The organism is Cyanobium sp. ATX-6F1 (assembly GCF_047395825.1).
Classification (GTDB): domain Bacteria; phylum Cyanobacteriota; class Cyanobacteriia; order PCC-6307; family Cyanobiaceae; genus ATX-6F1.
Genome location: NZ_JBCEBF010000003.1, coordinates 199,620 through 224,146 on the forward strand (window position 1 = coordinate 199,620; position 24,527 = coordinate 224,146).

The window sequence follows — 24,527 nt, forward strand, 5'->3', positions numbered from 1 at the left end:
CTCAGATCCGCCCTGCCTTGAGCTGGCGCGCGGTCTCGACGATCTGATGGGGCTGAATGATCGTCAGGTTTTCCAGGTTGCCGTTGTAGGGGGTGGGGATGTCCTGGCTGGAGAGGCGAATCGGGCGGGCATCGAGGTCGTCGAAGCAGTGCTCGGTGATCAGGGCGATCAGCTCGGCGCCGATGCCACCGGTCTTCATGCACTCCTCAACGACGATCACCTTGTGGGTCTTGCGGATCGACTTACTGATCGTCTCCATGTCGAAGGGCTTGAGGCTGATCAGGTCGATCAGCTCCACATCGATGCCTTCGGCCTCCAGCTGCTCGACGGCCTTCAGGCAGTGGTGACGCATGCGCGAGTAGGTGAGGATCGTCACGTCCTTGCCTTCCCGCACCAGATCGGCCTGGTCGAGGGCACAGACGTAGTCGCCCTCGGGTAGTTCCTCGCTGAGGTTGTAGAGCAGCACATGCTCGAAGAACAGCACCGGGTTGTTGTCGCGAATCGCCGCCTTCATCAGGCCCTTGGCGTTGGTGGGGGTGCTGACGGCCACGATCTTGATGCCGGGCACGGCGTGGAAGTAGGCCTCCAGGCGCTGGCTGTGCTCGGCACCGAGTTGGCGGCCCACGCCGCCGGGACCGCGCACCACAGTGGGAATGGTGTAGTTGCCGCCGCTGGTGTAGCGCAGCATCCCCATGTTGTTGGAGATCTGGTTGAAGGCCAGCAGCAGGAAACCCATGTTCATGCCCTCCACGATCGGGCGCAGGCCGGTCATTGCGGCACCGACGGCCATGCCGGTGAAACTGTTCTCAGCGATCGGGGTGTCCAGCACCCGCAGTTCGCCGTACTTCTCATAGAGGTCTTTCGTGACTTTGTAGGAGCCGCCGTACTGGCCCACGTCTTCGCCGAAGACGCAGACGTAGGGGTCGCGGGCCATTTCCTCGTCGATGGCGTCCCGCAGGGCGTTGAAGAGCAGGGTCTCGGCCACGGTGAAGAATCGTCCGGCCAGGGCCGGGGCTGTTCTGGCCAGGCCAGAGGTGCCGCCAACTTATCTCAGTCGGCTTCGCCGCCGGACCCCGTGGCGGCGGCGGGCCGCAAGCTGCGCAGGAAGACCAGAAACAGCCCGAGGCCCACAAAGGCGAAGCTGAAGGTGGCCAGGAAGCTGGTGCCCACCACCATCGTCTTGACGGCGGTGCCGATGCTCTGGGCGATCGGAGCCTTGTAGGCAGGCGGATGCTCGGCGTAGTAGTCCAGCACGCGCCGGCTGATGCCCAGGCTGACCCAGGCCAGCCCAAGGCTGGTGAGTGAACCGGAGAGAAAGCTCAGCGGCCCCTTCCGGGGGCGGGCCTCTGCGGAGTCGACGGAGTGGCCCTGATTCGTGGCGCCGCCAGGGGCCAAGGGGCTCAACGCCCGGGCCGCGTCGTCGTTGGGGTTGTCGTCTGGGAAGTCCGAAATCATGGAACGATTGTGGCTGAGCTTCCGGCCGAGAACGCGTCGCCTTTCGCCCCGGTGAACCCACAACACCAGGACTCGAAGCCTCCCTGCTCCAGGGCCTCGCCCAGTGATTCGCGCGCCAGCTCGGCCGCCTCCAGGCTGGGGAAGAGGGCAAACAGGCTGGGACCCGATCCGCTCATCGCCACCGCGATCGACCCCTCGGCCCGCCGCAGCAGGGCCAGCCCATCCCGCACGCTGGCCTGCTCGGGCTCCACCACCGATTGCAGGTCGTTGCGCAGGGGCGGCCATGGGCGCTCACCGCGCAGGGCAGCCTGGAGGGGCCCCGTTCGCAACATCGACCGGCGCTGCTCGAAATCCGCCTCCTTCTCCAAATAGAAATCCCCGCGCAGCTCCCTGCAGCGGCCGTAGGCCCAGGGGGTGGAGACGCTGGCGGACGGGTCCTTGATCAACAGCACCCCCAGGGCTGGGGGCGTTTCCAGCGCCATCGGTTCGAGCCACTCGCCGCGCCCGAAGCAGAACTGGCTGCCGCCATCCAGGCAGAAGGGCACATCCGAGCCCAGCTCGGCCGCCAAGGCCTGCAACTCCGCGGGGTTCAGGTTCAGGTTCCAGAGCTGAGCCAGGCCCCGCAGGGCGGCGGCCCCATCACTGGAGCCCCCCGCCAGACCGGCACCGATCGGAATGCGTTTGCTGAGCTTCAGGTCGGCCCCCAGGTCTGTTCGTCCGCAGTGCCGGCGCAGGGCTTCGGCCGCCTTCACGATCAGGTTGCTGCCGTCGGTGGGCAGATCGCCCCGGTCGCAGTGCAGCCGAATCTGGCTGTCTCCGCGGCGGGAGAGCTCCAGGGTGTCGGCCAGGTCGATGGTCTGCATCACCATCGCCAGCTCGTGGAAGTGATCGGGGCGCAGGCCCAGCACCTCCAGGTGCAGGTTGATCTTGGCCGGAGCCAGGATGCTCAGGTCAGCCATGGGATGCGGTGGGGCCGGCGATGGCGGCGGGGGCGGTGGGGCTGGCCTGATTCAAACCGGCCGCCAGGGCCACCCAGCGCTCCGGCGCCAATTCCTGTGGCCGCTGGCGCAGGTCGATGCCCGCCGCCGCGGTGACCGTCTCCAGCCGATCGTTCGGCAGCAGGCCGGCCAGGGTGTTGCGCAGCATCTTGCGCCGGGCGGCGAAGCAGCGCCGCAGCAGCTGCTCCACCTGCGCGGCCAGTTCCGGCTCCAGCCTTTGCTCGGGGGCCAGCGGTTCCAGGGCAATCACCTCCGACATCACCTTCGGTGGCGGCTGAAAGCAGCGGGGCGGCACCGGGCAGACGGAGCTGCAGCGGGCCAGAAGCTGCATCCGCACGCTCAGGGCACTGAAGCTGCTGCTGCCGGCCCTGGCCCGGATGCGCTCGCCCACCTCCTGCTGCACCAGCAGCACCAGCCGCCGGTAGGGGCGTTCCACGGGCCGATCCAGCCGCCCCACCAACCGTTCCAGGAGCGGGCCGGTGATGTTGTAAGGGATGTTCGCCACCACCTTGTCGGCCTCCGGCAGGGGCAGGGCCAGCACGTCACCCTCGCTGAGTTCGAAGCGCGGATCCGCCCCGAAGGCCTCTCGCAGCCCTCCCACCAGATCGCGGTCCAGCTCAACGGCCCGCACCACGGCCGCCGGCGAGGCCAGCAGCCGCGCGGTCAGGGCGCCTCGACCGGGACCCACCTCCAGCACCCGGTCGCCCGGCACCAGCTCGGCGGCGGTCACGATCCGATCCAGCACCGCCTCATCCTTCAACCAGTGCTGGCCGAAGCGTTTGCGTGCCCGGTGGTCCGCGAAGGTCATCGAGACCAATGCCCATGGCTCCAGATTGACCCCCAGCATGGCTAGACAGGGGAAAGGCCTCCACTGCTGTCCCATGGTTCGCAGGACCCGTTGGTTGTTGCCGCTGCTGGGAGCCCTGCTCAGTGGCCTGGGGGCACCGGCCCTGGCCGGCAGCGTGACCGCCGATTCAGTCTGGGACCGCACCAATGCCACCCAGCGGGCGATGCAGCAGGTTCCGGCCGGTGCCACGGTCACCACCACCCGCTGCCAGGAGATCTCCGTCGGCATGGACAACTCCCGTTACCGCTGCACGGTGGAGTTCACCGCCGCTCCGGTGCCCCCGCCTGGTGCACCGGTCCCCTCTCCGCCCTGAAGACGCCCCGTTCACTCCAGGCGGAACCAGCGCACCGGCCCCACCGCCGGTGGCAGGGGCACCAGGGCCGCCACCCATTCCAGCGTTGCGTCACGCCACTCGGGATGCTCCACCGCCCAGCTGAGCCAGGCCCTGGCCAATCGTCTGCGCTTCTCACGCCCAATTGCCGCCGCGCCCCAGCCATCGGGCCCGGCGCGCGCACGCCCCTTGACCTCCACCAGCAGCAGGCGGCCGGGCTTGGCCAGCAGCAGATCCAGCTCGCCCCAGCGGCAGCGCCAGTTGCGGCTCACCAGACTCCAGCCCGTGGCCTCCAACAGCCCCAGCACCCAGTCTTCGGCCCAGGTGCCCGCGCGTTGTCGACTGTTGCCTCCCATGCCAGCTCGGCCGCTGCTCCCAGGGTTCCCCCACCGGCCGTGACTAAGGTTCAGGTAGCTGCCTTGGGCGCCATGGCCGTTCTGCTGGCCTCACTGCTCGCCGCTCTGCTCTGGCTGTCACCGGGCCTGAGCGCACCGGCCTTCGCCGCCATGGACTACGCCAAGCAGGTGCTGATCGGCCAGGATTTTTCCCACACCGACCTGCGCGAGGTGACCTTCAACCTCACCAACCTGCGCGACGCCGACTTCACAGGCTCCGATCTGCGCGGCGCCAGCCTGTTCGGGGCCAAGCTCCAGGACACCAGCTTCCGTGGCGCCGACCTGCGCGATGCCACCCTCGATTCAGCCATCTTCGATGGCAGCGATCTCACCAATGCGGTGCTGGAGAACGCCTTCGCCTTCAACACCAAGTTCCGGGGCGTGACGATCGAAGGCGCCGATTTCACCAACGTGCCCCTGCGCGCCGACGCCCTCAAGACCCTCTGCGCCCAGGCCAGCGGCACCAACCCGGTGACCGGCCGCGCCACCCGCGAGTCCCTCGGCTGCGCCTGAGATGAGTTTCGATCCCCGCAGCCTTGAGCGGCTCAAGGAGTTGGGCCGGCGCCTGCCCCAGCCGCTGCCGCTGCCGACTCCCAAGCCGGAACTCTCGGCCATGGGCCCCGGGGAGGCCCCGCCGTCCCCGCCAGCGAGCGGCGCCACAGGGTGGAGATCGAGACCGACCCTGAGGCGTTGTTCCACGAGCTGATGCAGGTGAGCCCCGACGGCACGGTGCCGCCCCATCTGCTGGAGCGGCTGCGGCAGGCGGAGGAGCAGAAACGCCAGGGCCAGCGGCAGCAGGCCCAGGGGGCCGAGATGCTGCGCCCGCAGCCCTCCGGGAAGGGCCCTTCAGCTTCGCCGTCTGCTGCCCCCGAACCTCCCCGCCGCAAGGCCGCCCGACCCACCGTGCTGGGCCAGCGGGATCCCCGCACCGCGGCGGAGCACCCCGAGCTGTACACGGCCTTCCAGCAACTGCTGCTGGAGGGCGACGAAGCGGACTGAAGACGAAGGTCAATACATCTGTACTAGCCTGAGGCGCCTGCGGCTGGACCCCCATGCGCCTTCCCCTGGCCACCGAAACGGTGGCGGCCGGCTTCCCCAGCCCCGCCGACGACTACATCGACAGCGGCATCGACCTCAACGAGCAGCTGATCCGCCACCCCAGCAGCACCTTCTTCCTGCGAGTCAGCGGCGAGTCGATGAACGGCGCCGGCATCCAGCACGGCGACCTGCTGATCGTGGACCGCAGCCTCGAGCCGCGCCCCGGCCAGATCGTGGTGGCGGCCTTTGAGGGGCCTTCACCCTCAAACGCCTGGCCTGGCACCGGGGCCGCCTGCGGCTGGAGGCGGCCCACCCCGCCTACCCACCGATCGAGCTGGAGCTGGAGCACGGCGGTGACGTGCAGATCTGGGGCGTGGCCGTGCACGTGATCCACCCGCTCTGAGGCACCGCCGCGATGGCCCAGGCGATTGCACTGATCGATGGCAACAACTTCTATGCCGCCTGCGAGCAGGCCCTCGATCCGGCCCTGCTGGGGCGGCCGCTGGTGGTGCTCTCCAACAACGACGGCATGGTGGTCTCCCGCAGCGCCGAGGCCCGGCGGCTGGGGATCGCCATGGGCCTGCCCTACTTCAAGCTCCGGCCCGTGCTGGAGCGCCACGGGGTGGCGGTGCGCAGCTCCAACTACGCCCTCTACGGCGACATGAGCCAGCGGCTGATGTCGCTGCTGGAGGCGGCCAGTGAGGAGCTGGAGGTGTATTCGATCGACGAGGCCTTCGCCCGGCTGCACCGCCCCGCCGGCGGTGACCTGGGTCCCTGGGCCCGGGAGCTGCGCACCCGCATCCGCCAGGACCTGGGCCTGCCGATCGCCATCGGCCTGGCCCCCACCAAGGTGCTGGCCAAGGCCGCCAACCGCCTGGCCAAAAGCAACCCCGCCCAGGCCGGCGTGCTCGACCTCGGCGCCGCTCTGGGCTCGGGGGGACTGGAGGATTGGCTGGAGCGGGTGGCGATCGAGGACGTCTGGGGCATCGGCCGCAAGCTCTCGCGCTGGTGCCGCCTGCGGGGGATCGCCAACGCCCGCCAGCTGCGGGACATGCCCAGCGGTGAACTGCGCGCCCGCTGCGGTGTGGTGGGGGTGCGGCTGCAGCTGGAGCTGCGGGGGGTGGCCTGCCTGCCGCTGCAGCAGGGCGTGCCCGCCAAGCAGGAAACCTGCGTGAGCCGCAGCTTCAGCCGACCCGTGGAGGATCTGGAGGACCTGCGCCAGGCGGTGGCCACCTACGTGGTGCGGGCGGCCGAAAAACTGCGGCGCCAGCGCCAGTTGGCCGGGGCGCTCACGGTGTTCGCCCGCACCAGCCCCTTCGCCGACGGCTTCTACAGCCAGGCCGCCAGCGTGCGCCTGTCCCTGGCCAGCCAGGACACCGCCGTGCTGCTGGCGGCCGCTCTGCCCCTGGTGGGGCGCCTCTACCGGCCCCGCAAACGTTTCCAAAAAGCAGGGGTGCTGCTGCAGGAGCTGCAGGGGGAGGAGCTGCTGCAGCAGCACCTGCTGGTGAGCCAGAGCCCGGAGCAGCAGGCCCGCCGGGCCGCGCTGATGGAGACGGTGGACCGGCTCAACGGCCGCCACGGCCGGGGCACGGTGCAATGGGCCGCCTGCGGCCTCGATCCGCTCTGGGCGATGAAGCGGGAGCGGCTTTCCGCTGCCGCCACCACCCGCCTGGAGCACGTGCCGGTGGTCTGGGCCTGAAAAAGTCTGGGCCTGAAACAAGTGTGGGCCTGAATCAGCGGTTGCGCGGGGGCAAGGGATGCCCGGCGCGCAGCTGCTGGCGCCAACGGCCGGCCTGGAGCCAGATCAGGCCAGCCACCAGGGCCACAGCCAAGGAGGCCAGGGCCGCCGAGCCGGGCCCCCACCAGGCGGCTCCCAGCAGGGCCAGCAGGCCGATGACCGCCGCGATCGGACGTAACTGGGCCAGGCGACGGTCGGCGCCGCGGCAGCTGCGGCAGTGACGCGTGTGGCTCTCGTAGCGCTCCAGCAGGGGCGTCTGGCCCAGGCGCTCCGGCAGGGGCGCCTCCCCGAAGGGCCCGCCGCCCACAGCGCTCACCCAGTCATGCAGGGCACGCACGTAGGTGTCCGCGCGGGTGGCCAGATGGCAGGCGCGCACCAACGCCTTGCCGCCGCCGCGTTCCTCCAGCACACGCTCCTGGGCGTGCAGGAACAACTGGTCGTCTTCGAGCACCACGTGGTTCGCCAGATGCTGCAACCACTCGGGGCGCAGGTTGATCAGCCGCCCCGGCCAGGGGGAGCCGAAACGGAAGGGCAGACGCACGAGCAGGCGGCACTGCCCGCGCCGGATCGGCGTGGCGTACACGACCGTCTGAAAGCGGAGCGCTCCCTTGCCCTGGAGGTCATGGACCATCAGGCAGGGGCCGGTGAACACGGTGCTCTGGCTGCCAAGGCTGCCCTGGCGTGGGCCCTCCGGCCAGACCCCGGTGAACCCCTCGGGCCCGCTGGAGGTGAGCTCCAGGGCCACCGGCCCCGCCGATTCACGCTTGCCGACGGTGGCGTGGTGGGTGAAGGGCACATGGCTGACGTCCAGCACGTTCTCTAGCAGCGTCAGGGCGTCGTAGGGGAGATCGCGGAAGGAGTCCTGAACGGTCCAGCTGCCCGGGTCCTCCTCAAGCCAGGGCAACAGCGGCAGTGGAACGCTGGCGGCCTCGGCGGGATCGCCGGCGAAGACGAACAGCAGCCCCTGGCCAAGGGCGGTGGCGTAGGGGCGGCAGCGGCTGCGGGGGTGTCGAGGCTGATGCCGGGGTCGGCCTGGGGAATGGCGGTGCAGTGGCCCTGACCGTTGAAACTCCAGCCGTGGTAGGGGCACTCCAGCTCGCCGCGGTCATTGAGGCGTCCCTGGGACAGGGGCACCAGCCGATGGGGACAGACATCGGCGAAGGCACGCCACTGACCGGCGGGGGCCTCCGGGCTCGCCTGGCGATCGAACCAGAGCACCAGGTCATCGCCCAGCAGGGTGAAGGCCGTGGGGCGATCGGGCTCCAGATCCTTCGAGAACGCCACCGGGTACCAGCTGCGGCGCCACAGCTGATCAGCTCCCATGGGTCCCCATCAACGGTGTGAAGTGCTCCCCCACCAGGGCGGTGACGAAACCGGTGGCCTGGGTGTGGGCTGCCGCCACATGCCACAGATACCGGCCCCGGGGCAACGACTCGGCGTTCCGGTCGTAGATCCTCAGCCAGCCGAAGCTGGTGCCGAGGGTCCAGTGCACATGGCTCCCCTCGGGGGGTGGTCATCGGGGGGTGGCAGGCGCTCCAGCAGCTGGGTGTAGGTGGTGAACACATAGCCACGCAGCTCGGGCTCAGCGGCGGGAGCCAGGGGTGACGGCGGGGACGAAGGACCAGGGGCGTCAGGGGAAAACTCGCTCATCACTCCTGGGATCGTCAACAGAACCGGCGCCGGGGGGCGTCGGACCCAAGCCAGTCTCACGCATCGGCGCGGCGGCTGCGGCGTTCAGCTCGCCTGGCCCAGCACTTCCTCCAGCCCGGCGCAGCGTTGCTGGTCGAGGTGGCCGATGTGCTTGCGCTCGTTGTAGTACAGCTCCTGAAAGCGCAGGGCATCGCCGTTGAGCTCGGCGAACATTGCGGCGATCCGGGATTCCATGTCGAGGCCCACGGGGCGGAGGGCCGCTGCGATCGGTGGCTCGGGAGCAGCGGGCTCGCCGCGCTCCTGGTCTTCCTGCTGCAGCAGCTGGGCGATGCACTGCTCGAGCGTCTGAAGCCGCTGGGAGCGCCAGGCATCGAGCAGGTGACGGCAACGCTTGAGGCTGCGCTGGCGCTCCAGGGCCGCCGTGGTGCCGCGCAGTTGCAGCAGCGGTTGGGCCAGCCCCATGAGCTGGAGCTCACTGGGCTCCAGCAGCGGGGTGAGCCGGTTGAGCAGGGCGCTCTCCTCCACCAGCAGCCGGTCGGCCAGAAGCTGGGGCAGATCCAGATCCGCCAGGTCGGTGCCGGGATCGGTTCCGCGGTTCACCGCCTCCAGCCGGCCGGCGCCGAGGTTGTCTTCCTCGATTTCGCTGAGGGTGGCCCAGAGCAGGCGGTGGTGTTGCAGGGCGAACTCATCGAGTTCCCGCTGGCGCAGCTCGCGGCGGATCGCGCCGCGGTAAGGACCGCAGTGGAGATAGAGGCGCAGCAGTTCCGCCTCGGCCCGCTCCCGTTGGCCGATCTCGCCGGGCTGCTCCCAGCGGGCGGCGCGGCCATGCCAGCGCTGGCCCTTCACCTGCAGGCGCAGGTCGTCTTCGAGCTGGCGGGCGACGCGGGCCTGGCCGCCGGAGAGGCGTTCGGCCACTTTCTGGAGGTAGTGGCTGCGGAGGGCGCTCTGGGGCAGCTTGCCCAGCAGCGCCACCAGGGCCTGCACCGCCTGCTGGAACTGTTCGGCCTTGGCCAGGTCCTTGCCCTCAAGGGCCTGCTCGATCTGCCAGTCGAGCCACTGGGGCGCCTGCTCCAGCAGGGCGCGATACTCCCCGGCTCCGTGGTCCTTGAGGAACTCATCGGGGTCCTTGCCGGCGGGGAGTTGGAGTACCCGCAGCTCCACCTGACCCTGCAGGGCCAGCTGCTCCACCTCGCCGATCGCCCGCTGGGCCGCCCGCACCCCCGCCCCGTCGGTGTCGAAATTGAGCACCAGACGGCGGCTGTCGCAGCAGCGGCAGAGCTGGGTGATCTGCTGGCTGCTGAGGGCCGTGCCCAACGACGCCACCGCATTGGTGATCCCGGCCGCGTGCAGGGCGATCACATCGAAATAACCCTCCACCACCACAGCCTGGTCGTCCTTGCGGATCGCGGCGCTGGCCCGATCAAGACCGAACAGGTGTTTGCCCTTCTCGAAGACCTCCGTCTCCGGGGAATTGAGATACTTCGGCTCGCCCCCATCGAGGCTGCGGCCACCGAAACCGATCACCCGGCCCTGACGGTCGCGGATCGGCACCATCACCCGGTGGCGGAAGCGGTCGTAGAAGCCACGGCCGTTCTCGCCCGACTGGCCTTTTCGCGGCACCACCAGCCCGGCGGCCTCCAGCAACTCAGGGGCGAACCCCTCCACCTGCTGCAGGTGATTCAGCAGCCCATCCCAGCGTTCGGGGGCGTAGCCCAGCTCGAAGGCCTCCAGGGTGGTTTCGCTCAGGCCCCGCTGCTCCTTGAGGTAGGCCAGGGCGGAGGCCCCTCCGGGCTGCGCAGCTGGGCGCGGAACCAGCCGCTGGCCAGGCCCAGCACCCGGTGCAGCTGCTCCTGGCGCGAGAGCTGCTTGCGCAGGCGCTCCTGCTGGGGGCCATCGAGGGTTTCCACCGGCAGCTGGTACTTGCGCGCCAGCTCCAGCACCACATCGCTGAAGCTGTGGCGCTGCAGCTCCATCAGGAACTTGATCGCGTTGCCGCCGGCACCACAGGAGAAGCAGTAGTAGAACTGCTTGGCCGGTGACACGGTCATCGACGGTGAAGTGTCGTCGTGGAAGGGGCAGATCCCCACGAACTCGCGCCCCTTCTTCTTGAGCACCACGTGCTCACCCACCACATCGACGATGTCAGCACGCTCCTTGACGGCATCGATCGTGCGGGGGTGGAGGCGCGGCAGGCTCAAGGCGGTGGATCCGGCACACCACCGGTGGAGTGAGGGTGAGGACCATTCTGCCCCAGGACACCAGAAGTGGGGAGGTGAGGGACAGGCCCTGCTCTGGATGCTCTCCAGTGCCCTGGCCTTCAGCCTGATGGGGGTCTGCGTCAAGGCGGTGGGCAGCCGCCTGAGCGTGGCGGAGGTGGTGCTGGCCCGGGCCCTGGTCAGCGTGGGGCTGAGCTGGTGGCTGCTGCGCCGCCGCAACCTGCCGATCTGGGGCAAGCGCAAGGGGATGCTGATCCTGCGGGGCGTGATCGGCACGGCGGCCCTGGGTTGCGTCTACGGCGCCCTCACCCAGCTCCCGTTGGCCTCGGCCACGGTGCTCCAGTACCTCTACCCCACCTTCACGGCCCTGCTGGCCTGGGCCGCCCTGCGGGAGCAGCTGGCCCCACAACTGCTACTGGCCATGGCCCTGGGCTGGTTGGGGGTGCTGGTGGTGGCCCAGCCCAGCTGGCTCACCGGCCAGCCCAGCACCCTGCCGCTGCTGCCGCTGCTGCTGGGGGTGGCTGGTGCGGTGCTCACGGCCCTGGCCTACGTGAGCGTGCGTGCCCTCGGGCGCAGCGAGCACCCCTTGGTGATCGTGTTCTATTTCCCCCTGGTGGCGATCCCGCTCACCCTGCCGTTGGTGGCGCTCCAGCCGGTGTGGCCCACGGCCACGGAGCTGCTCTGGCTGGTGGGGGTGGGGCTGTTCACCCAACTGGGACAGATCGGGCTCACCAAGGGCCTGATGGCCCTGCCGGCGGCGCGGGCAACAGCGATGAGCTATGCCCAGGTGATCTTTGCGGCCCTCTGGGGCTGGCTGTTCTTCGCCGAGCGCCTCAGCGGCTGGACCGTGCTGGGAGCCGCCCTGGTGCTCTCGGCCACACTCCTCAGCCTGGGCGTTCCCCCGGCAGGGGCAGCGGATAGGTCAACCAGTTCTGGCTGACGCCGTCGCTGGTGCCATCGGGGCGGACCAGACGCCAGCTCTGGCCCTTGGCGCCCCGCTCCAGGAAGAGCTCGAAGGGGCTGTCGACACGGATCGGATCACCGGCCAGACGCCAGTCGAAGCGACCCTCCAGGCGCAGACCGCGCTGGTCGCCGATGGTCAGGGCCTGCTGCTGCTCCACGCGCACCCGGCTCACCTCCGGCAAGCCGGTGGGATCAAGGGCGAGTGCCTCGGCAATCGAGCGCTGGGTCAGGGCAATCTGCAGCCCAAGGGCCTGGAGCAGCACGCGGTGGGGGGCTGGGCGAGGCGATCACAGCCGCCAAGGGCCAGCAAGGTGCTCAGTCCCAGGGCGAGCAGGATCGTGCGCAGACGGGCCAGGGTTGTCAGACCGGGCAGCATGGGGGCCTTCTCGGGTCTCCCCATGATCGGCTGGCTGCAAGGGCAACTCGCCGATCGCTGGCAACAGGGCAGCCGCCACGGTCTGCTGCTGCTCTGCCATGGGGTGGGCTACGAGGTGCAGATCACCAGCCGCCACTGGACGGCGTTGCCGGCCGCCGGCGCTGAGCTCGCCCTGGCCACGCACCAACTGATCCGGGAGGACGCCTGGACCCTGTACGGCTTCGCCGCCCGCAGCGAGAGGGATCTGTTCCGCGAACTGGTGGCCGTGAGCGGCGTGGGGCCGCAGATGGCGGTGGGACTCCTGGGCTGCCTCGAACCCCGTGAACTGGTGCGAGCGATCGTGCAGGCCGACCTGCGCCTGCTCAGCTCGGCCCCCGGGGTGGGCAAGCGCACCGCCGAACGCCTGTCGGTGGAGCTGCGGGGCCGGCTGGAGGAACGCTTTGGCGAGGAATCCCCGCAGTTGGAGACAGCCCAGGGGCGGGCGCTTGATCGTGGCACCAGACCTGAGGCGGATCTCGAAGGGCCCGCCCCGCAGGGCCCCACCCGTGACGAGGTGCAGCTCACCCTCAGCGCCCTGGGCTACGAAGCCCTGGAGATCAACCGGGCCCTGAGAGCCGTGGGCGGTGCAGGCCTCGAGGCCAGCGCCGGCGCCGATGTCTGGTTGCGGGAATCCCTGCGCTGGCTCTCAAGGCCAGCGGCCTGATGGGGGCCCATGGGGCGGTAAGTTGTTGGTTTGCTCCGTCAGGGCCAGACGCCGCGCATGCCGCTCGACACCACCAAAAAGCAGGAACTCATCAACACCCACCAGACCCACGGCACCGACACCGGTTCCGCGGAAGTGCAGGTGGCCATGCTGAGCGAGCGCATCACCCAGCTCACCGGGCACCTGCAGCAGAACAAGCACGATTTCTCCTCGCGCCAGGGGCTGCTCAAGCTGATCGGCCGCCGCAAGCGTCTGCTCTCCTACCTGCGCTCCATCAGCGAGACCCGCTACGGCAACCTGATCAAAACCCTCGGCATCCGGGGCTGAGGTCGCCCATGGGACGCCAGCGGAGCGCTCAGGGCGGCACAGGCGGTGACCCCATCGGCACCAAGGCCAGCCGTGCCTCGACGTCCCGATCCCCCGCAGTGGCGTCCGCCCGGAAAGAGAAAGCCCCAGCTCCCCAGGGCATCCCCCAGTCCGTGGCCAATCGCATGGCACGCCGCATCGCCCTGGCCACCGGCCTGCCCACGTTCATGGGCATGGGCGTGTTCGTGGGCAGTTACCTGCTGGTCAGCCAGGGACGGCTCGACATCCCCACGGGCGTCACCCTGGTGAGCTCGGGGGCCCTGTTCCTGCTCGGCCTGGTGGGGCTGAGCTACGGCGTCTTCTCCGCCAGCTGGGAGGAGGCCCCCGGCAGTCTGCTGGGCTTTGAGCAGATCAGCCTGAACCTCTCGCGCCTGCGCTCAAACGGCCGCTCCTGAGCCAGGAGCTCAGTGGGCCATGGGGGAACTGAGCCGGGCCGTGAAGGCCGCCTGGGCCAGCGTGCCCATGGCGGCGCTGGCGTCGTTGACGCAGAACTGATGCCCCAGGCGCACGTAGCGGGTCTCGTGGTCACGCCGCACCAACGCCACCACCGGCACCCGCCGGCAGGCCTGCTCCTGCTCATTGCGGTGCTGCGTGAGGCACTCCCGGAGACGATGCTGCACGGCGATGTCGTTGGCCTGCTCGGCCGGAAGCTCCACCAGCAACACCTGCAGATCGTCGATGGCGCGGCAATCGTCGACGATCAACTGCACCCGATCGTCGCGCCGATCAACGCTCGCCCAGATCATCAGACGGGCATCCACCATCAGGTGGTCCGCCAGACGGGCATAGGTCCTGGGAAAGACCACCGCTTCGCAGCTGCCGCTGAGGTCTTCGAGTTGCAGCACCGCCATGCGGTCCCCTTTGCGGGTGTTGACCTGACGGATCTCCGGCACCATCGCCACCACACTGACGCGGGCCTTGTCGGGCTGTTCCTCCAGGCTGGCCAGGCCGATCGGTGAGAGCAGACGCAAGGGGCGGGTGAGCTGCTTGAGCGGGTGATCGGAGAGGTAGAAACCCACCAGCTCCTTCTCCAGCCTGAGTTTTTCGCTGGGGGGTAATCAGCCACAGGGGCCGCCCTGGGGGCGGTGCTGATGTCGGCGATGGCGGCAGGGGCCTCACCAGCAGGAGCCGTCGCCGCGAACAGATCAAAGAGGTTGCCCTGGCCACTGGCGCGGTCCTTGGCACGGGAGCTGGCCCAATCCAGGATCAGATCCAGATCGGCCATCAGCTGGGCACGGTTGGCCTTGGGCTCCAGGCTGTCGAGGGCACCGCCATGGATCAGTGATTCCAGGCCACGACGGTTGAGGGCGTTGCTGGCGAGGCGATCGCAGAGGTCGGCCAGGGACACGAATGGGCCGTTGGCGCGTTCCTCGATCAGGCTGCGGATGGCGCCATCGCCCAGGTTGCGGACGGCCGAGAGGCCGAACAGGATGCGCTCGCCGGTGGGGGTGAAGTCGATGCCGGAGGCATTCACATCGGGAGGCATCACTTCGATTCCCATGGCATTGCAGTTGGAGATGTAGCGCTGCACCTTGTCGGTGGCACCAGCATTCACCGTGAGCAGGGCGGCCATGTAGGCCACCGGGTAATGGGCTTTGAGGTAGGCGGTCTGGTAGGTGACGGCGCCATAGGCGGTGGAATGGCTCTTGTTGAAGCAGTATTCGGCGAACAGCACCATCTGCTCGAACAACCCTTCGGCCACACGCTGATCCACACCCCGTTCGGTGGCGCCCTGCACGAACAGGCTCTGGTGTTTCTCCATCTCGCTCTTTTTCTTCTTCCCCATTGCCCGCCGCAGCAGGTCGGCCTCACCAAGGGAATAGCCGGCCAGATCCTGGGCAATGCGCATGATCTGCTCCTGGTAGACCATGATTCCGTAGGTTTCCTTGAGAATCGGCTCCAGGCCAGGGCAAGCGAAATCGATCGCTTCGCGGCCGTGCTTGCGGTTGATGAACTTGGGAATCAGCCCCGCATCCAGGGGGCCTGGCCGGTAGAGCGCCAGGATCGATGAGATGTCTTCAAGAGAGGAGGGCTTGAGATCGCGCACGATCTGGCGCATGCCGCTGGATTCCAGCTGGAAGATGCCTTCGAGATCACCCCGGGCCAGCAGGGCGAAGGTGCCCGGATCCTCCGGGGGAGGCGATCGGGATCAATCCGCTCACCGATCTGCTTGCGCACCAGCTCGATGGTTTTTTCGATCATCGTGAGGTTCTTCAGCCCCAGGAAGTCCATCTTCAGGAGGCCCATGGCCTCCACATCCTCCATGTAGTACTGGGTGATCACCTGCCCGTCGTTGTTGCGCTGCAACGGCACAAGCTCATCGAGCGGTTCGGCGGCGATCACCACGCCCGCCGCATGCACCCCGAAGGTCTTGTTGGTGCCTTCGATGCGCCGGGCCATGTCAACCCAGCGGCGCACGATCGGATCCTTCTCGTACTTCTCGCGGAACTCGGGAGCCGGTGAGTCGGGCCCGATCATCTGGGCGAGCTTGGCGGGCTTGCCGCGCACCACCGGGATCAGCTTGGCCAGCCGGTCGGCATCGCCGTAGGGGATGTCGAGCACCCGGGCGACATCCTTGAGCACCGCCTTCGAGGTCATGCGGTTGAAGGTGATGATCTGGGCAACCTTGTCTTCGCCGTAGCGTTGGGTGACGTAGTCGATCACCTCGCTACGGCGCTCGATGCAGAAGTCGGTGTCGATGTCCGGCATCGACTTGCGCTCCGGGTTCAAGAAGCGCTCGAACAACAGGCCGTGCTCCACCGGATCGAGGGCGGTGATGCCGAGGGCGTAGGCCACCAGCGAGCCGGCGGCCGAGCCGCGGCCCGGCCCCACCGGAATGCCCTGCTCCCGGGCAAAGCGGATGTAGTCCCAGACCACCAGGAAGTAGGTGGGAAACCCCATCTGCTCCATCACCTGCAGCTCGAAGGCCAGCCGCTCGCCGTAGGTGGGATCGATGGGGTCGGTGGCTGTCAGTTCAAGGCGCTGGCGTAAGCCCTGTTCCGCCACTTCAGTGAGATAGCTGACCGGCGTGTGGCCTTCAGGGATCGGGAAGCGGGGCATCTGGTAGCGGCCCAGGATGTCGTAGGGCTCAACTTTCGCGGCCACTTTGGCGGTGTTCGCGATCGCTTCAGCCACCAGCTCGGGCTCGAGATGGTCAGCGAACAGCCGCCCCATCTCCGCTTCACTCTTGATGTATTCCGTGCCCGTGTAGCGCAGGCGTTTCTCGTCGCTGACGAGCTTGCCGGTGAGCACGCAGAGCAGGGCGTCGTGGGCCTCCACATCGGCGCTGCTGAGGTAGTGGGCGTCGTTGGTGGCGATCAGCTCAATGCCCAGCTCGGCGGCGATGCGCACCATCTCGACGTTGACGATCCGGTCTTCCGGAGAGCCGTGGTCCTGGATCTCCAGATAAAAATCGCCGCCGAAGCGCTCCTGATACCAGCGGGCCACCTCCCGGGCCACCTCGGGGCGTCCCCGCAGGATCGCCTGGGGGATCTCACCCCCGAGGCAGGCGGTGGCCACGATCAAGCCCTCGCTGTGGCGCTCGAGTGTGGCTTTGTCGATGCAGGCGCGGGCAAAGATGCCCCGCCCGCGCATGCCGCGCAGGTGGCTGAGGCTGGTGAGCTTGACCAGGTTGCGATAGCCGGTGACGTTCTTGGCCAGCACCACCAGGTGGTAGCGCCGCTCTCCTTTGACCCACGGATCCTCGATCGAACCGTTGATCACGTACATCTCGTTGCCGATGATCGGCTTGATGCCCGCCTTGGTGCAGAGCTTCAGCAGCTCGATCGCGCCATACATGACGCCGTGGTCGGTGAGCGCCAGGGCGCCCATCCCCAGCTCGACGGCCCGCTCCACCATGGCCGGCAACTGACTCGCCCCGTCCAGCAGGCTGTAGTCGCTGTGGTTGTGGAGGGGGACAAAGGCCACGGGGTCCTGGCGCAGAGCGCCACCACAGGTTGGGCTCAGATTACTGGCAACCACCAGATGTGGTGGCCTCAGCGGATCAGCTGGCCCTCGGGGCGTTTCTCCATCACCGCCGCCGCCAGCTCGTAGTGGTGGGCCACCTGCAGCAGCCGTTCCTCCTGGAGCACCCCGGTGATCAGTTGCACGCCGATGGGGAGATCGGCGTCATCGAAGCCGCAGGGCAGGCTGATCGCTGGCAGACCCGCCAGGTTGGCGGGAATCGTCAGCAGGTCGGCCAGGTACATGGCCAGGGGATCATCGGCATTGTCACCGCCGCGGAAGGCGGTGGTGGGGGAGGTGGGCGTGAGCAACACATCGACGGTCTCGAAGGCGGCGTCGAAATCGCGGCGGATCAAGGTGCGCACCTGCTGAGCCTTCTTGTAGAACGCCTCCACGTAGCCCGCTGAGAGGGCATAGGTGCCGATCAGGATGCGGCGCTGCACCTCATCTCCGAAGCCCTCGGCGCGGCTGCGGGATGTCATCGCCGCCAGGCTGGCCTCCCCCTCACTGCGCAGGCCGTACTTGACCCCGTCGTAGCGGGCCAGGTTGGCGGAGGCCTCCGAAGGGGCGATCACGTAGTAAGTCGCGATGCCGTCGTTGAAGCGCGGACAACTGACATCCACCAGCTCGCAGCCCAGGGCCTTGAGCTGCTCGGCGGCCGCCAGCACCGAGGCGGCCACCTGGGGATCAAGGCCGTCCTGCTCGAAGCATTCGCGGATCAGACCCACCCGCAGGCCCGCCACGGGCTGCCCCAGGGCGGCCCGGTAATCGGGCACAGGCACATCCAGACAGGTGGCATCACGGGGATCGGCCCCAGCGATCACCTGAAGCATTTCCGCTGCATCAGCCACGCTGGAGGTGAAGGGGCCCACCTGGTCGAGGGAGCTGGCAAAGGCCACCAGCCCCCAGCGGCTGACGCGGCCATAGGTGGGTTTGAGCCCCACCACGCCGCAGAAGGAGGCGGGCTGGCGGATCGAGCCGCCGGTGTCGGAACCCAGGGAGGCGACGCATTCGCCCGCCGCCACGGCGGCGGCACTGCCGCCGGAGCTGCCGCCCGGCACCCGCTCGATGTTCCAGGGGTTGCGGGTGGCCCCGAAGGCGCTGGTCTCGGTGGAGCTGCCCATGGCGAACTCATCGAGATTGGTCTTGCCCAGCATCACCCCGCCCGCCAGCCACAAGCGCTCGGTGACGGTGGACTCATAGGGGGCACGAAGTGCTCCAGCATCCGGCTGGAGCAGGTGGTGGCAATGCCCTTGGTGCAAAGGTTGTCCTTGATCGCCAAGGGAATGCCGGCCAGGGGCGGCAAGGGCTCCCCGGCGGCACGGGCGGCATCGATGCGGTCCGCATCGGCCCTGGCGCGATCGGCCGTGACCGTCAAGAAGGCATGCAGGCTGGGATCGACCGCCGCGATCCGGTTCAGGTGAAGGTCGGTGAGTTCACGGGCGGAAATCTCCCCCGTTCCAGCTGAACCCGCCACTCGGCGATCCCCATCAACCTCTCACCACTTGGAGGCCCGACGCTAGTTCAGGGCGATCCCTCCACCGTGAGCGGTTCACCCCGGCGGACCTGCAACAGCTCGTGCTCGATGAACCCTGGACCTTCGCTCTCCACATCCGCCAGGAAGGCCGGCAGCGCCGCCTCCAGCTCAGTGCGGCGCACGAAAGGGCCGAACCAGTAGGTGACCTCGGGGGAGCGGGTCTGAATCCGCGCCCACCAGGCCAGCCCAAGACCATTGGCCAGGCTTCGGAGCGGCCACAGCAGGGAAGACATCGCAACAGATGCAGTCGCTTCATTCTGAAGGGCCTCCGGCCTTGGGTGACCGCCTTCAGAGACAGATGTCCTCACCGACACAGGCCGCCGCCCCCTTGGCCTGATCTATGGCCTGATCTATGGCCGGGTCGGTGGCCGGGTCGGTGGCCGGGTCGGTGGCCTCGTCCACCAACAGGGCGCTCTGGGAAGGCGCCTCAGGGGTGGAGGCCCCATCACCGGGGCCGTCATCGCTGGGCGACGAGGCCGCAAGGGGAGGCACATCCGAAGCCTGATCATCCACAGGATGAACCTTCAGACCATGGGCCTCGTTCGGCTCGGTTGAGCCAGGCGCGGCCGTCGAGGGGCGGGTGCTCAGCAGGGGACGCACCACCCGGGGTGCCGGAGCGGAGCCGGTGATCTGGCGCATCCAGCCCCTGCGCGCCACCTCATAGAGCAGCAAGGCCGTCGCCACCGAGGCGTTCAGGCTGGGGGTCGCTCCCCGCAGCGGGATGCGCACCAACTGGTCGCAGTGCTTGCGCGTGAGCATCGAGAGGCCCTCGCTCTCCGATCCGGTGACGATCACCAGCGGGCCATCGAGCATCGCCTCGGTCAGGCTGACACTGCCCTCCTCCGCCAGACCGATGACGCGGTAGCCCTCCTGTTTGAGGCTGTCGAGCGATCGATTGAGGTTGACCACCCGCGCCACCGGCAGGTGCTCCAGTGCACCGGCGGCCACCTTGGCCACCGAGCCGGTGAGACCGGCGGAGCGCCGCTGGGGCAGCACCAGCCCGTGGGCCCCGAGGGCCTCGGCGCTGCGCACGATCGCCCCCAGGTTGTGGGGATCGGTGAGGCCATCAACCGCCATCAGCAGCGGCGGCTCCTCCAGGCCGCGGCAGCCCTCGATCAGGGCGTCGAGGTCAAAGGTTTCAGCGGCGGCGGTCTGCAGCACGATGCCCTGGTGCACGGCGCCGCCGGTGAGCTGGCCCAGACGGGCCCAGGTCACCTCCTCCACCAGCACCCCCGAAGACTTGGCCTCCCGCAGCAGTTGCAGGAACTTGGGGCTGAAGCGCAGTTCGGGCGTGCACCAGATCCTGTGGATGGGTCGCTCGGACTCAAGCGTCGCCTGGGCCGAGTGACGCCCCCAGATCAGATCGTCGGCGGGGGCAGCACCGAAGCGCTCGGAGCCGGAGGCCGCCTCTACGGCGAACTCTGTATCTGGTGTGCGCTCGCCCTGGCCCGTCCCAGGGGAGCCCGCCCTGCTGGGGCGATCGGGGCCCTCCTGGGTGGGGCGGCCGGGCCGGCCAGCGAGCGGCCGATAGGCGCCGCGATGGTCGCCATCGCTCTGCTCGGGGCCCCGGCGGCTGAAGCGCCCTCCGACGGGGCGAGCCCCCATCGGCCGGGAACCACCGGGACGGTCCCCACTGGGGCGGGAACCTTCGCCCCAGGCTCCTTCAGCCCGGCGGCCGTCGGAGGGCCGCGCCTCGAAGCGGTTGCCCCGGGGCCGCTCGCCGTAGGGGCGATCCCCTGGGGCGCCGAAACGATCGGGCCGGGGAGCCTTGAAGCGATCCGCCCCAGGGCGACGGCCCTCAGGTCGACGTGCCTGGTAGCTGCCCCCTTCAGCGCCCCGTCCCTCGCCACCTCGTCCGTCGGTACCTCGTCCGTAGGGAGCGCGGCCATCCAACGAGCGCCCCTCAAACGGGCGGCGCTCAGCGCCCCGCCCCTCGGGCCGGCGGCCCTCGTACCTGGAACCCTCTGGCTTGCGGGGATCCGCGCGGCGGCCTTCGAAACGACGGGGCTCATAGCGCCCCCCTCGGGCCTGGGTCCCTCCCGACGGCCCTCGCCGCCGCGCTCATCACCGCGCGTCCCACCCCGTTCACCGTCGTCGCGCCACTCCGACCTCGGGCCTCTGAAGGCGCCGCCCGAGCGGGGGCACCGAAACGGGGCGCACCAAACCGCGCAGGCCTCGGTCCCCGTGGACCTTCACCGGCGGAGCCCGCCCCGGAACCCTTGTCCCGGCGGATGAATTTTGGGCTCATGGCAGAAACGGGCGAAGGTCTATGGGTCGGTCTCATCCAGTCGATCCAGCAGCTGAGCGAGCCGGTTCGGGTTCTGCAGAAAGAGCCAGCCCACCATTGTCTCAAATCCCGTCGCCCGGCCATAAATCCCGGCTTCCCCCTTGCGGGGACCCTGACCGGCCCGGTTGCGGCCCCGCCGCACCCATTCCAGCTCCTGGCCTTCAAGCAGCGGTTCGAGTCGCTCCAAGGCAGCGGACTGGGCCTGGGCCCGCACCTCGTTGACCACCGCCGAATGGAGTTCCTGCACCCGGCCAGGACGCTGGCAGCGGCGCAGACGCTGGTGCAGTTCCCACACCGCATCCCCCAGCCAGGCCAATTGCAGGGGAGTCAGCTGGTCCGCCGGACAGAGGGCACAGGCCCGCTCCAGCCAGGCCCCCGCCGGTTCACTGCCTTCCTGCTGGACGGGGGATCCTGGCGGTTCAGGCGGCGGCGAGGGAGCCAATCGCCGTCTCCAGGTCGGGCTGCAGGTGCAGGAAGCTCTCCAGGCGCACCAGCTTCACGGTCTGCACCACCCGGGCATTGCCCACCACCTGGAACTGAACGTTGGCCTCATTGCATTGCTTGGCCAGCTGGACCATGGCCCCAAGGCCGGAGGAATCGATGAAGTCGATGCGGCTGAGGTCGATCACCAGCGCCAGGGCGGCATTCTTGCGGTGCTCGGTGATGAATTCCAGGAACTGCTTCTCGGAATACGCATCCAGCTGGCCCGTGAACCGAAAGAGCAGATGGGAGGCTGCCGGTTCGCAGCCACCCCGCAGGGAGACCGTCAATCGCTGCAGATCCGTGATCGGTCCAGCCCTCAAACGTCACAAGCGTCAGAAGTGTAGAGATCTCTTCGGTCTGTGGAACCGGGTCGAACCATTGGCAACGACGGGCTGCCCATCCGGCGGCGAAGGCCCTCAGAGCGGTCGGCGCTCGGCCATCAAGGCAACGAAACGGCTGAAGTGATGGTCGGCATCGTGGGGGCCGGGGCTGGCCTCCGGGTGGTACTGCACTCCGAACACAGGCAGGTGCCGGTGGACCAGGGCCGCCACGGTGCGGTCGTTGAGGTTGTAGTGGGTGATCTCCACCTGTTCGCCCCGCAAGGACTCGGCGTCGATGGCGAAGCCGTGGTTCTGGCTGGTGATCTCCACCAGGCCGGTGCTGCCGCAGGGGTGGTTGAGACCGCGGTGGCCGAACGCCAGCTTGAAGGTACGTCCCCCCAGGGCCAGCCCTAGGATCTGGTGCCCCAGGCAGATGCCGAACACCGGCAGATTCCGCTGTTGCAGCAGGCCGCGGGCCAGTGCGATGCCAGGGGTGACGGCGGCGGGATCGCCGGGCCCGTTGGAGAGAAAGACCCCCTCAGGTTCATGGGCCAGCACGGCGGCCAGATCACTGCCAGCGGGCAGCACGGTGATGGCGCAGCCGTGGGCCACCAGCCGCTCGAGAATCGCCCGCTTGATGCCGAAATCGATCGCCACCACCCGGTAGGGCCGCTCGGGTCGGGGTTGCAATCGCTGGTCGAAGGCCGCGGGGCACAGCGACTCCCAGTTGTAGGCCGCGGCGGTGCTGACCCTTTCGGCCAGGTTGAGACCCTCCATCGACGGGGCCTGAAGCACCTGCTCCAGGAGCTCTCTCACCGGGGTGCCGTCGCTGCTGATGGCGCCGTTGATGGCGCCACCGTCGCGCAGGTGCCGCACCAGGGCACGGGTGTCCACTCCGGAGATGCCCACCACTCCCTCGTTCTGCAGCCACTGGTTCAGATCGCCCCGCTGGCGCCAGCTGCTGGCCACGGGCGCCAGCTGGCGGGCGATCACACCGCGGATGGCGGCGTGGCCAGCCTCCTGATCCTCGGGGTTGACCCCGGTGTTGCCGAGCTCGGGGTAAGTGAAGGTGATCAGCTGGCCGGCGTAGCTGGGGTCGGTCATCACCTCCTGGTAGCCGGTCATGCCCGTGTTGAAGACCACCTCGCCAAGGGCTGTGCCGACGGCGCCGAAACCCTTGCCCCGCAATACCAGACCATCGGCCAGCACCAGCAGGGCTTCCCGTTGCTCGGGGGCGGGCGCGGCGGCAGTCAACGGCATCAGTGGCTCCACCCCTTGATCATCCCCCAGCGCCATCTGAGGCCAGGGCCGAACGCAGCGCCAGCAGACGCCCCCAGGCCTCGCCGGAGCTCAGGGCCGCCTGGGCCACGGGCAAGGCCTCTGCCACCGAGTCGCAACGACCGGCGGCCCAGAGCACCAGGGCGGTGTTGAGGGCCACCACGTCGCGCTGGGCCCTGGTGCCGCGCCCCTGCAGCACCGCTTCGAGGATGGCCTGGTTGGTGGCCAGGTCACCGCCGGCCAGGGCGTCAGCGGAGGCGACCTCCAGGCCCAGGGCCAGGGGATCGAGAGTGCCGGCGCTGACCTGTGCGCCTTCCACCAGCCGCAGCTCGCTCGCACCGGAGAGGGTGGCCTCATCGAGCCCCCGTGGCCATGGACCACCACGGCCCGACGCAGACCCAAGCGGGCGAGGGCCTCGGCCATCGGATCGAGCAGGTCGGCACGGGCCACCCCCAGCACCTGGGCCTCGGGAGCCAGGGGATTGACCAGCGGACCGAGCAGGTTGAACACGGTGCGCACCCCGAGGCTGCGCCGCAGTGGGGCCAGGCCCACCAGGGCCGGATGCCAGCCAGGGGCAAACAGAAACGTGACGCCCGCCCGGGGAGTGCCGCGATCACCTCGGCCGCAGGAGCCCTGAGGTTGAGGCCCAGGGCTTCGAGCACATCGGCCGAGCCCACCCGGCCACTGGCGCTGCGGTTGCCGTGCTTGGCCACTGTGGCGCCACAGGCGGCGGCGGTGAAGGCCACCGCTGTGGAGATGTTGAAGCTGTCGGCGCCATCACCGCCGGTGCCGCAGGTGTCCACCAGGGGCAGATCGGGCCGCTCGCCGGGCACGGGGCAGGCCTGGCGCAGCACCCGGGCCATGGAGGCCAGTTCCTCACCGGTGGGCCCCTTGGCCCGCAGGGCCGCCAGCAGGGCCCCGGTCAGCACCGGATCGATCCGCTCCTCGAGCCAGCCCCCCATCAGCGCCGTCGCCTCATCCCCGCTCAGTGATCGGCCCTGCAACAGGGTCTCCAAAAGAACTGGCCAGGAGGTCGATTCAGCCATCCGGGGCGGTCGGTTGCGGGAGGTGCTCAGAAAAAGCCCGGGTGCAATGCACTCCGGGCCGGGTGATGGGGACATCTCCACTATCACCCGAAGGGGGCCTTTCTGGCGAACACCCGCAGATGTGTTCGCATCGTTGCGTTCAAGCCATGCCCTCAGTCATTGGTCTGGTCCGCCGTGTCGAAACCGGAGCCCACAGGCTCCTGCTGGGCCAGGGCCCCGGGCCGGTGCCCGGCGGCCCAGATCGCCCGGGTGCGCTGGTGCAACTGCTGGCGATCGAGGGCCCAGAGACGCAGGGTCTTGGCCAGGTCGTCTTGGAGGTCATGGGCACCGGGGAAGCCCTCGTAGCGCATCGCCAGCCGCGCCAACTCCACCAGGTCCTGGTCCACCGGTGCCGTCACCGCCAGCAGGCGGTCCACCAGGTCCCGGTCGGTGGCATAGAGAGGGTGGGTCTGGAGGACATCGGGTTCGGCCATCACTGCGGGTCCGGCGCTGGACGGGTGGGGCTCCAGCATGGCCCCGGGATCCGTAGGTTGGTGC

27 protein-coding genes and 4 pseudogenes are annotated in these 24,527 nt (G+C 68.9%); 10 read left to right on the forward strand and 21 right to left on the reverse strand.

All coding sequences use genetic code 11. From position 1 onward, the window contains the following. Position 1: 1 nt before the first annotated feature. The 4 genes from AAF143_RS12480 to rsmA form a co-directional block, all read right to left on the reverse strand. Positions 2-985: a pyruvate dehydrogenase complex E1 component subunit beta gene (locus tag AAF143_RS12480; RefSeq protein WP_255007647.1), complete on the reverse strand. Its 984-nt coding sequence runs from the start codon at positions 983-985 to the stop codon at positions 2-4. Between the two features lie 65 nt (positions 986-1,050). Further along, positions 1,051-1,455 carry a DUF3082 domain-containing protein gene (locus tag AAF143_RS12485; protein WP_315859605.1) on the reverse strand — a complete coding sequence of 135 codons (405 nt, stop codon included), beginning with the start codon at positions 1,453-1,455 and terminating at the stop codon, positions 1,051-1,053. Beyond that, a complete protein-coding gene (gene ispE, locus AAF143_RS12490) occupies positions 1,452-2,414 on the reverse strand; it encodes a 4-(cytidine 5'-diphospho)-2-C-methyl-D-erythritol kinase (protein ID WP_255007649.1) in 963 nt (320 codons plus the stop codon). Before ispE ends, AAF143_RS12485 begins: the two co-directional genes overlap by 4 nt. Beyond that, the gene (rsmA, locus tag AAF143_RS12495; protein WP_255007650.1) at positions 2,407-3,261 is read right to left on the reverse strand and encodes a 16S rRNA (adenine(1518)-N(6)/adenine(1519)-N(6))-dimethyltransferase RsmA; all 855 of its coding nucleotides are present in this window, start codon (positions 3,259-3,261) and stop codon (positions 2,407-2,409) included. The genes ispE and rsmA overlap by 8 nt, the downstream gene beginning before the upstream one ends. A gap of 73 nt (positions 3,262-3,334) precedes the next feature. On the opposite strand from rsmA, the gene AAF143_RS12500 reads away from it, so the two are divergent. Further along, positions 3,335-3,613 (forward strand): hypothetical protein, encoded by a 279-nt coding sequence (locus tag AAF143_RS12500; RefSeq protein ID WP_255007651.1) that lies wholly within the window; start codon positions 3,335-3,337, stop codon positions 3,611-3,613. Positions 3,614-3,624: 11 nt separating this feature from the next. Here the strand turns inward: AAF143_RS12500 and AAF143_RS12505 are convergent, their stop codons facing one another. After that, positions 3,625-3,987, reverse strand: coding sequence for a YraN family protein (locus AAF143_RS12505; RefSeq protein WP_255007652.1), 363 nt, complete (start codon positions 3,985-3,987; stop codon positions 3,625-3,627). A 72-nt stretch (positions 3,988-4,059) separates the two neighbouring features. On the opposite strand from AAF143_RS12505, the gene AAF143_RS12510 reads away from it, so the two are divergent. From AAF143_RS12510 to AAF143_RS12530, 5 genes and pseudogenes are all read left to right on the forward strand, one after another. After that, a complete protein-coding gene (locus tag AAF143_RS12510; RefSeq protein ID WP_255007653.1) occupies positions 4,060-4,539 on the forward strand; it encodes a pentapeptide repeat-containing protein in 480 nt (159 codons plus the stop codon). A gap of 1 nt (position 4,540) precedes the next feature. Continuing rightward, positions 4,541-4,732, forward strand: a complete 192-nt coding sequence (locus tag AAF143_RS12515) for a hypothetical protein (protein ID WP_414027116.1) — start codon at positions 4,541-4,543, stop codon at positions 4,730-4,732. After that, on the forward strand, positions 4,717-5,025 hold the full coding sequence (locus AAF143_RS12520) for a hypothetical protein (RefSeq protein WP_414027117.1): 309 nt from the start codon (positions 4,717-4,719) through the stop codon (positions 5,023-5,025). Before AAF143_RS12515 ends, AAF143_RS12520 begins: the two co-directional genes overlap by 16 nt. Positions 5,026-5,078: 53 nt before the next feature. Beyond that, a pseudogene (locus AAF143_RS12525) lies at positions 5,079-5,467 on the forward strand (LexA family protein). Positions 5,468-5,479: 12 nt separating this feature from the next. Further along, the gene (locus AAF143_RS12530) at positions 5,480-6,763 is read left to right on the forward strand and encodes a Y-family DNA polymerase (protein WP_255007656.1); all 1,284 of its coding nucleotides are present in this window, start codon (positions 5,480-5,482) and stop codon (positions 6,761-6,763) included. Between the two features lie 34 nt (positions 6,764-6,797). On the opposite strand, the gene AAF143_RS12535 is transcribed toward AAF143_RS12530, so the two are convergent. From AAF143_RS12535 to AAF143_RS12555, 5 genes are all read right to left on the reverse strand, one after another. Then, entirely contained in the window at positions 6,798-7,706 is a 909-nt protein-coding gene (locus AAF143_RS12535) for a hypothetical protein (protein WP_414027118.1), read from the reverse strand. Beyond that, a complete protein-coding gene (locus AAF143_RS12540; protein WP_414027119.1) occupies positions 7,631-8,125 on the reverse strand; it encodes a Rieske 2Fe-2S domain-containing protein in 495 nt (164 codons plus the stop codon). The genes AAF143_RS12535 and AAF143_RS12540 overlap by 76 nt, the downstream gene beginning before the upstream one ends. A 132-nt stretch (positions 8,126-8,257) precedes the next feature. Beyond that, entirely contained in the window at positions 8,258-8,452 is a 195-nt protein-coding gene (locus AAF143_RS12545; protein ID WP_414027120.1) for a hypothetical protein, read from the reverse strand. An 84-nt stretch (positions 8,453-8,536) separates the two neighbouring features. Continuing rightward, positions 8,537-10,267: a DNA primase gene (dnaG, locus tag AAF143_RS12550; RefSeq protein WP_414027498.1), complete on the reverse strand. Its 1,731-nt coding sequence runs from the start codon at positions 10,265-10,267 to the stop codon at positions 8,537-8,539. Then, positions 10,195-10,650 carry a CHC2 zinc finger domain-containing protein gene (locus AAF143_RS12555; RefSeq protein WP_414027121.1) on the reverse strand — a complete coding sequence of 152 codons (456 nt, stop codon included), beginning with the start codon at positions 10,648-10,650 and terminating at the stop codon, positions 10,195-10,197. The genes dnaG and AAF143_RS12555 overlap by 73 nt, the downstream gene beginning before the upstream one ends. Before the next feature lie 97 nt (positions 10,651-10,747). Here AAF143_RS12555 and AAF143_RS12560 point away from each other — a divergent pair, with 97 nt between their 5' ends. Continuing rightward, entirely contained in the window at positions 10,748-11,608 is an 861-nt protein-coding gene (locus AAF143_RS12560) for a DMT family transporter (protein WP_255007662.1), read from the forward strand. Here the strand turns inward: AAF143_RS12560 and AAF143_RS12565 are convergent. Then, positions 11,553-11,894, reverse strand: coding sequence for a hypothetical protein (locus tag AAF143_RS12565; protein WP_414027122.1), 342 nt, complete (start codon positions 11,892-11,894; stop codon positions 11,553-11,555). The two genes, AAF143_RS12560 and AAF143_RS12565, sit on opposite strands and share 56 nt — an antisense overlap. After that, positions 11,858-12,007 carry a hypothetical protein gene (locus tag AAF143_RS12570; protein ID WP_414027123.1) on the reverse strand — a complete coding sequence of 50 codons (150 nt, stop codon included), beginning with the start codon at positions 12,005-12,007 and terminating at the stop codon, positions 11,858-11,860. The genes AAF143_RS12565 and AAF143_RS12570 overlap by 37 nt, the downstream gene beginning before the upstream one ends. A 22-nt stretch (positions 12,008-12,029) precedes the next feature. Between AAF143_RS12570 and ruvA the strand changes: the two genes are divergently transcribed. Genes ruvA through AAF143_RS12585 form a run of 3 tightly spaced genes read left to right on the forward strand, consistent with a single transcriptional unit; the run spans position 12,030 to position 13,471 of the window. Further along, a complete protein-coding gene (gene ruvA / locus AAF143_RS12575; RefSeq protein WP_255007665.1) occupies positions 12,030-12,710 on the forward strand; it encodes a Holliday junction branch migration protein RuvA in 681 nt (226 codons plus the stop codon). Between the two features lie 57 nt (positions 12,711-12,767). After that, the gene (gene rpsO, locus AAF143_RS12580) at positions 12,768-13,037 is read left to right on the forward strand and encodes a 30S ribosomal protein S15 (RefSeq protein ID WP_255007667.1); all 270 of its coding nucleotides are present in this window, start codon (positions 12,768-12,770) and stop codon (positions 13,035-13,037) included. An 8-nt stretch (positions 13,038-13,045) separates the two neighbouring features. Next, positions 13,046-13,471: a PAM68 family protein gene (locus tag AAF143_RS12585; protein ID WP_255007669.1), complete on the forward strand. Its 426-nt coding sequence runs from the start codon at positions 13,046-13,048 to the stop codon at positions 13,469-13,471. Between the two features lie 9 nt (positions 13,472-13,480). On the opposite strand, the pseudogene AAF143_RS12590 reads toward AAF143_RS12585, so the two are convergent. From AAF143_RS12590 to AAF143_RS12630, 9 genes and pseudogenes are all read right to left on the reverse strand, one after another. Then, positions 13,481-17,003 (reverse strand): annotated as a pseudogene (locus AAF143_RS12590) (DNA polymerase III subunit alpha). A 68-nt stretch (positions 17,004-17,071) separates the two neighbouring features. Next, positions 17,072-18,530, reverse strand: a pseudogene (gene gatA, locus AAF143_RS12595) (Asp-tRNA(Asn)/Glu-tRNA(Gln) amidotransferase subunit GatA). Positions 18,531-18,563: 33 nt separating this feature from the next. Continuing rightward, positions 18,564-18,809 carry a DUF1816 domain-containing protein gene (locus tag AAF143_RS12600; protein WP_255007673.1) on the reverse strand — a complete coding sequence of 82 codons (246 nt, stop codon included), beginning with the start codon at positions 18,807-18,809 and terminating at the stop codon, positions 18,564-18,566. Positions 18,810-18,864: 55 nt separating this feature from the next. After that, a complete protein-coding gene (gene rlmB, locus AAF143_RS12605) occupies positions 18,865-20,469 on the reverse strand; it encodes a 23S rRNA (guanosine(2251)-2'-O)-methyltransferase RlmB (protein WP_414027124.1) in 1,605 nt (534 codons plus the stop codon). Positions 20,470-20,843: 374 nt separating this feature from the next. Continuing rightward, on the reverse strand, positions 20,844-21,230 hold the full coding sequence (locus AAF143_RS12610; RefSeq protein ID WP_315859610.1) for a Mini-ribonuclease 3: 387 nt from the start codon (positions 21,228-21,230) through the stop codon (positions 20,844-20,846). Positions 21,231-21,282: 52 nt separating this feature from the next. Then, entirely contained in the window at positions 21,283-21,633 is a 351-nt protein-coding gene (locus AAF143_RS12615) for an STAS domain-containing protein (protein WP_255007677.1), read from the reverse strand. A gap of 129 nt (positions 21,634-21,762) precedes the next feature. Beyond that, complete coding sequence (gene carA / locus AAF143_RS12620; protein WP_255007760.1) at positions 21,763-22,926, reverse strand: glutamine-hydrolyzing carbamoyl-phosphate synthase small subunit; 1,164 nt, start codon at positions 22,924-22,926, stop codon at positions 21,763-21,765. A gap of 19 nt (positions 22,927-22,945) precedes the next feature. Continuing rightward, positions 22,946-23,990: pseudogene (trpD, locus tag AAF143_RS12625) on the reverse strand (anthranilate phosphoribosyltransferase). 152 nt (positions 23,991-24,142) lie between these two features. Beyond that, positions 24,143-24,502 (reverse strand): DUF3288 family protein, encoded by a 360-nt coding sequence (locus tag AAF143_RS12630; RefSeq protein ID WP_414027125.1) that lies wholly within the window; start codon positions 24,500-24,502, stop codon positions 24,143-24,145. Between the last annotated feature and the right edge of the window lie 25 nt (positions 24,503-24,527).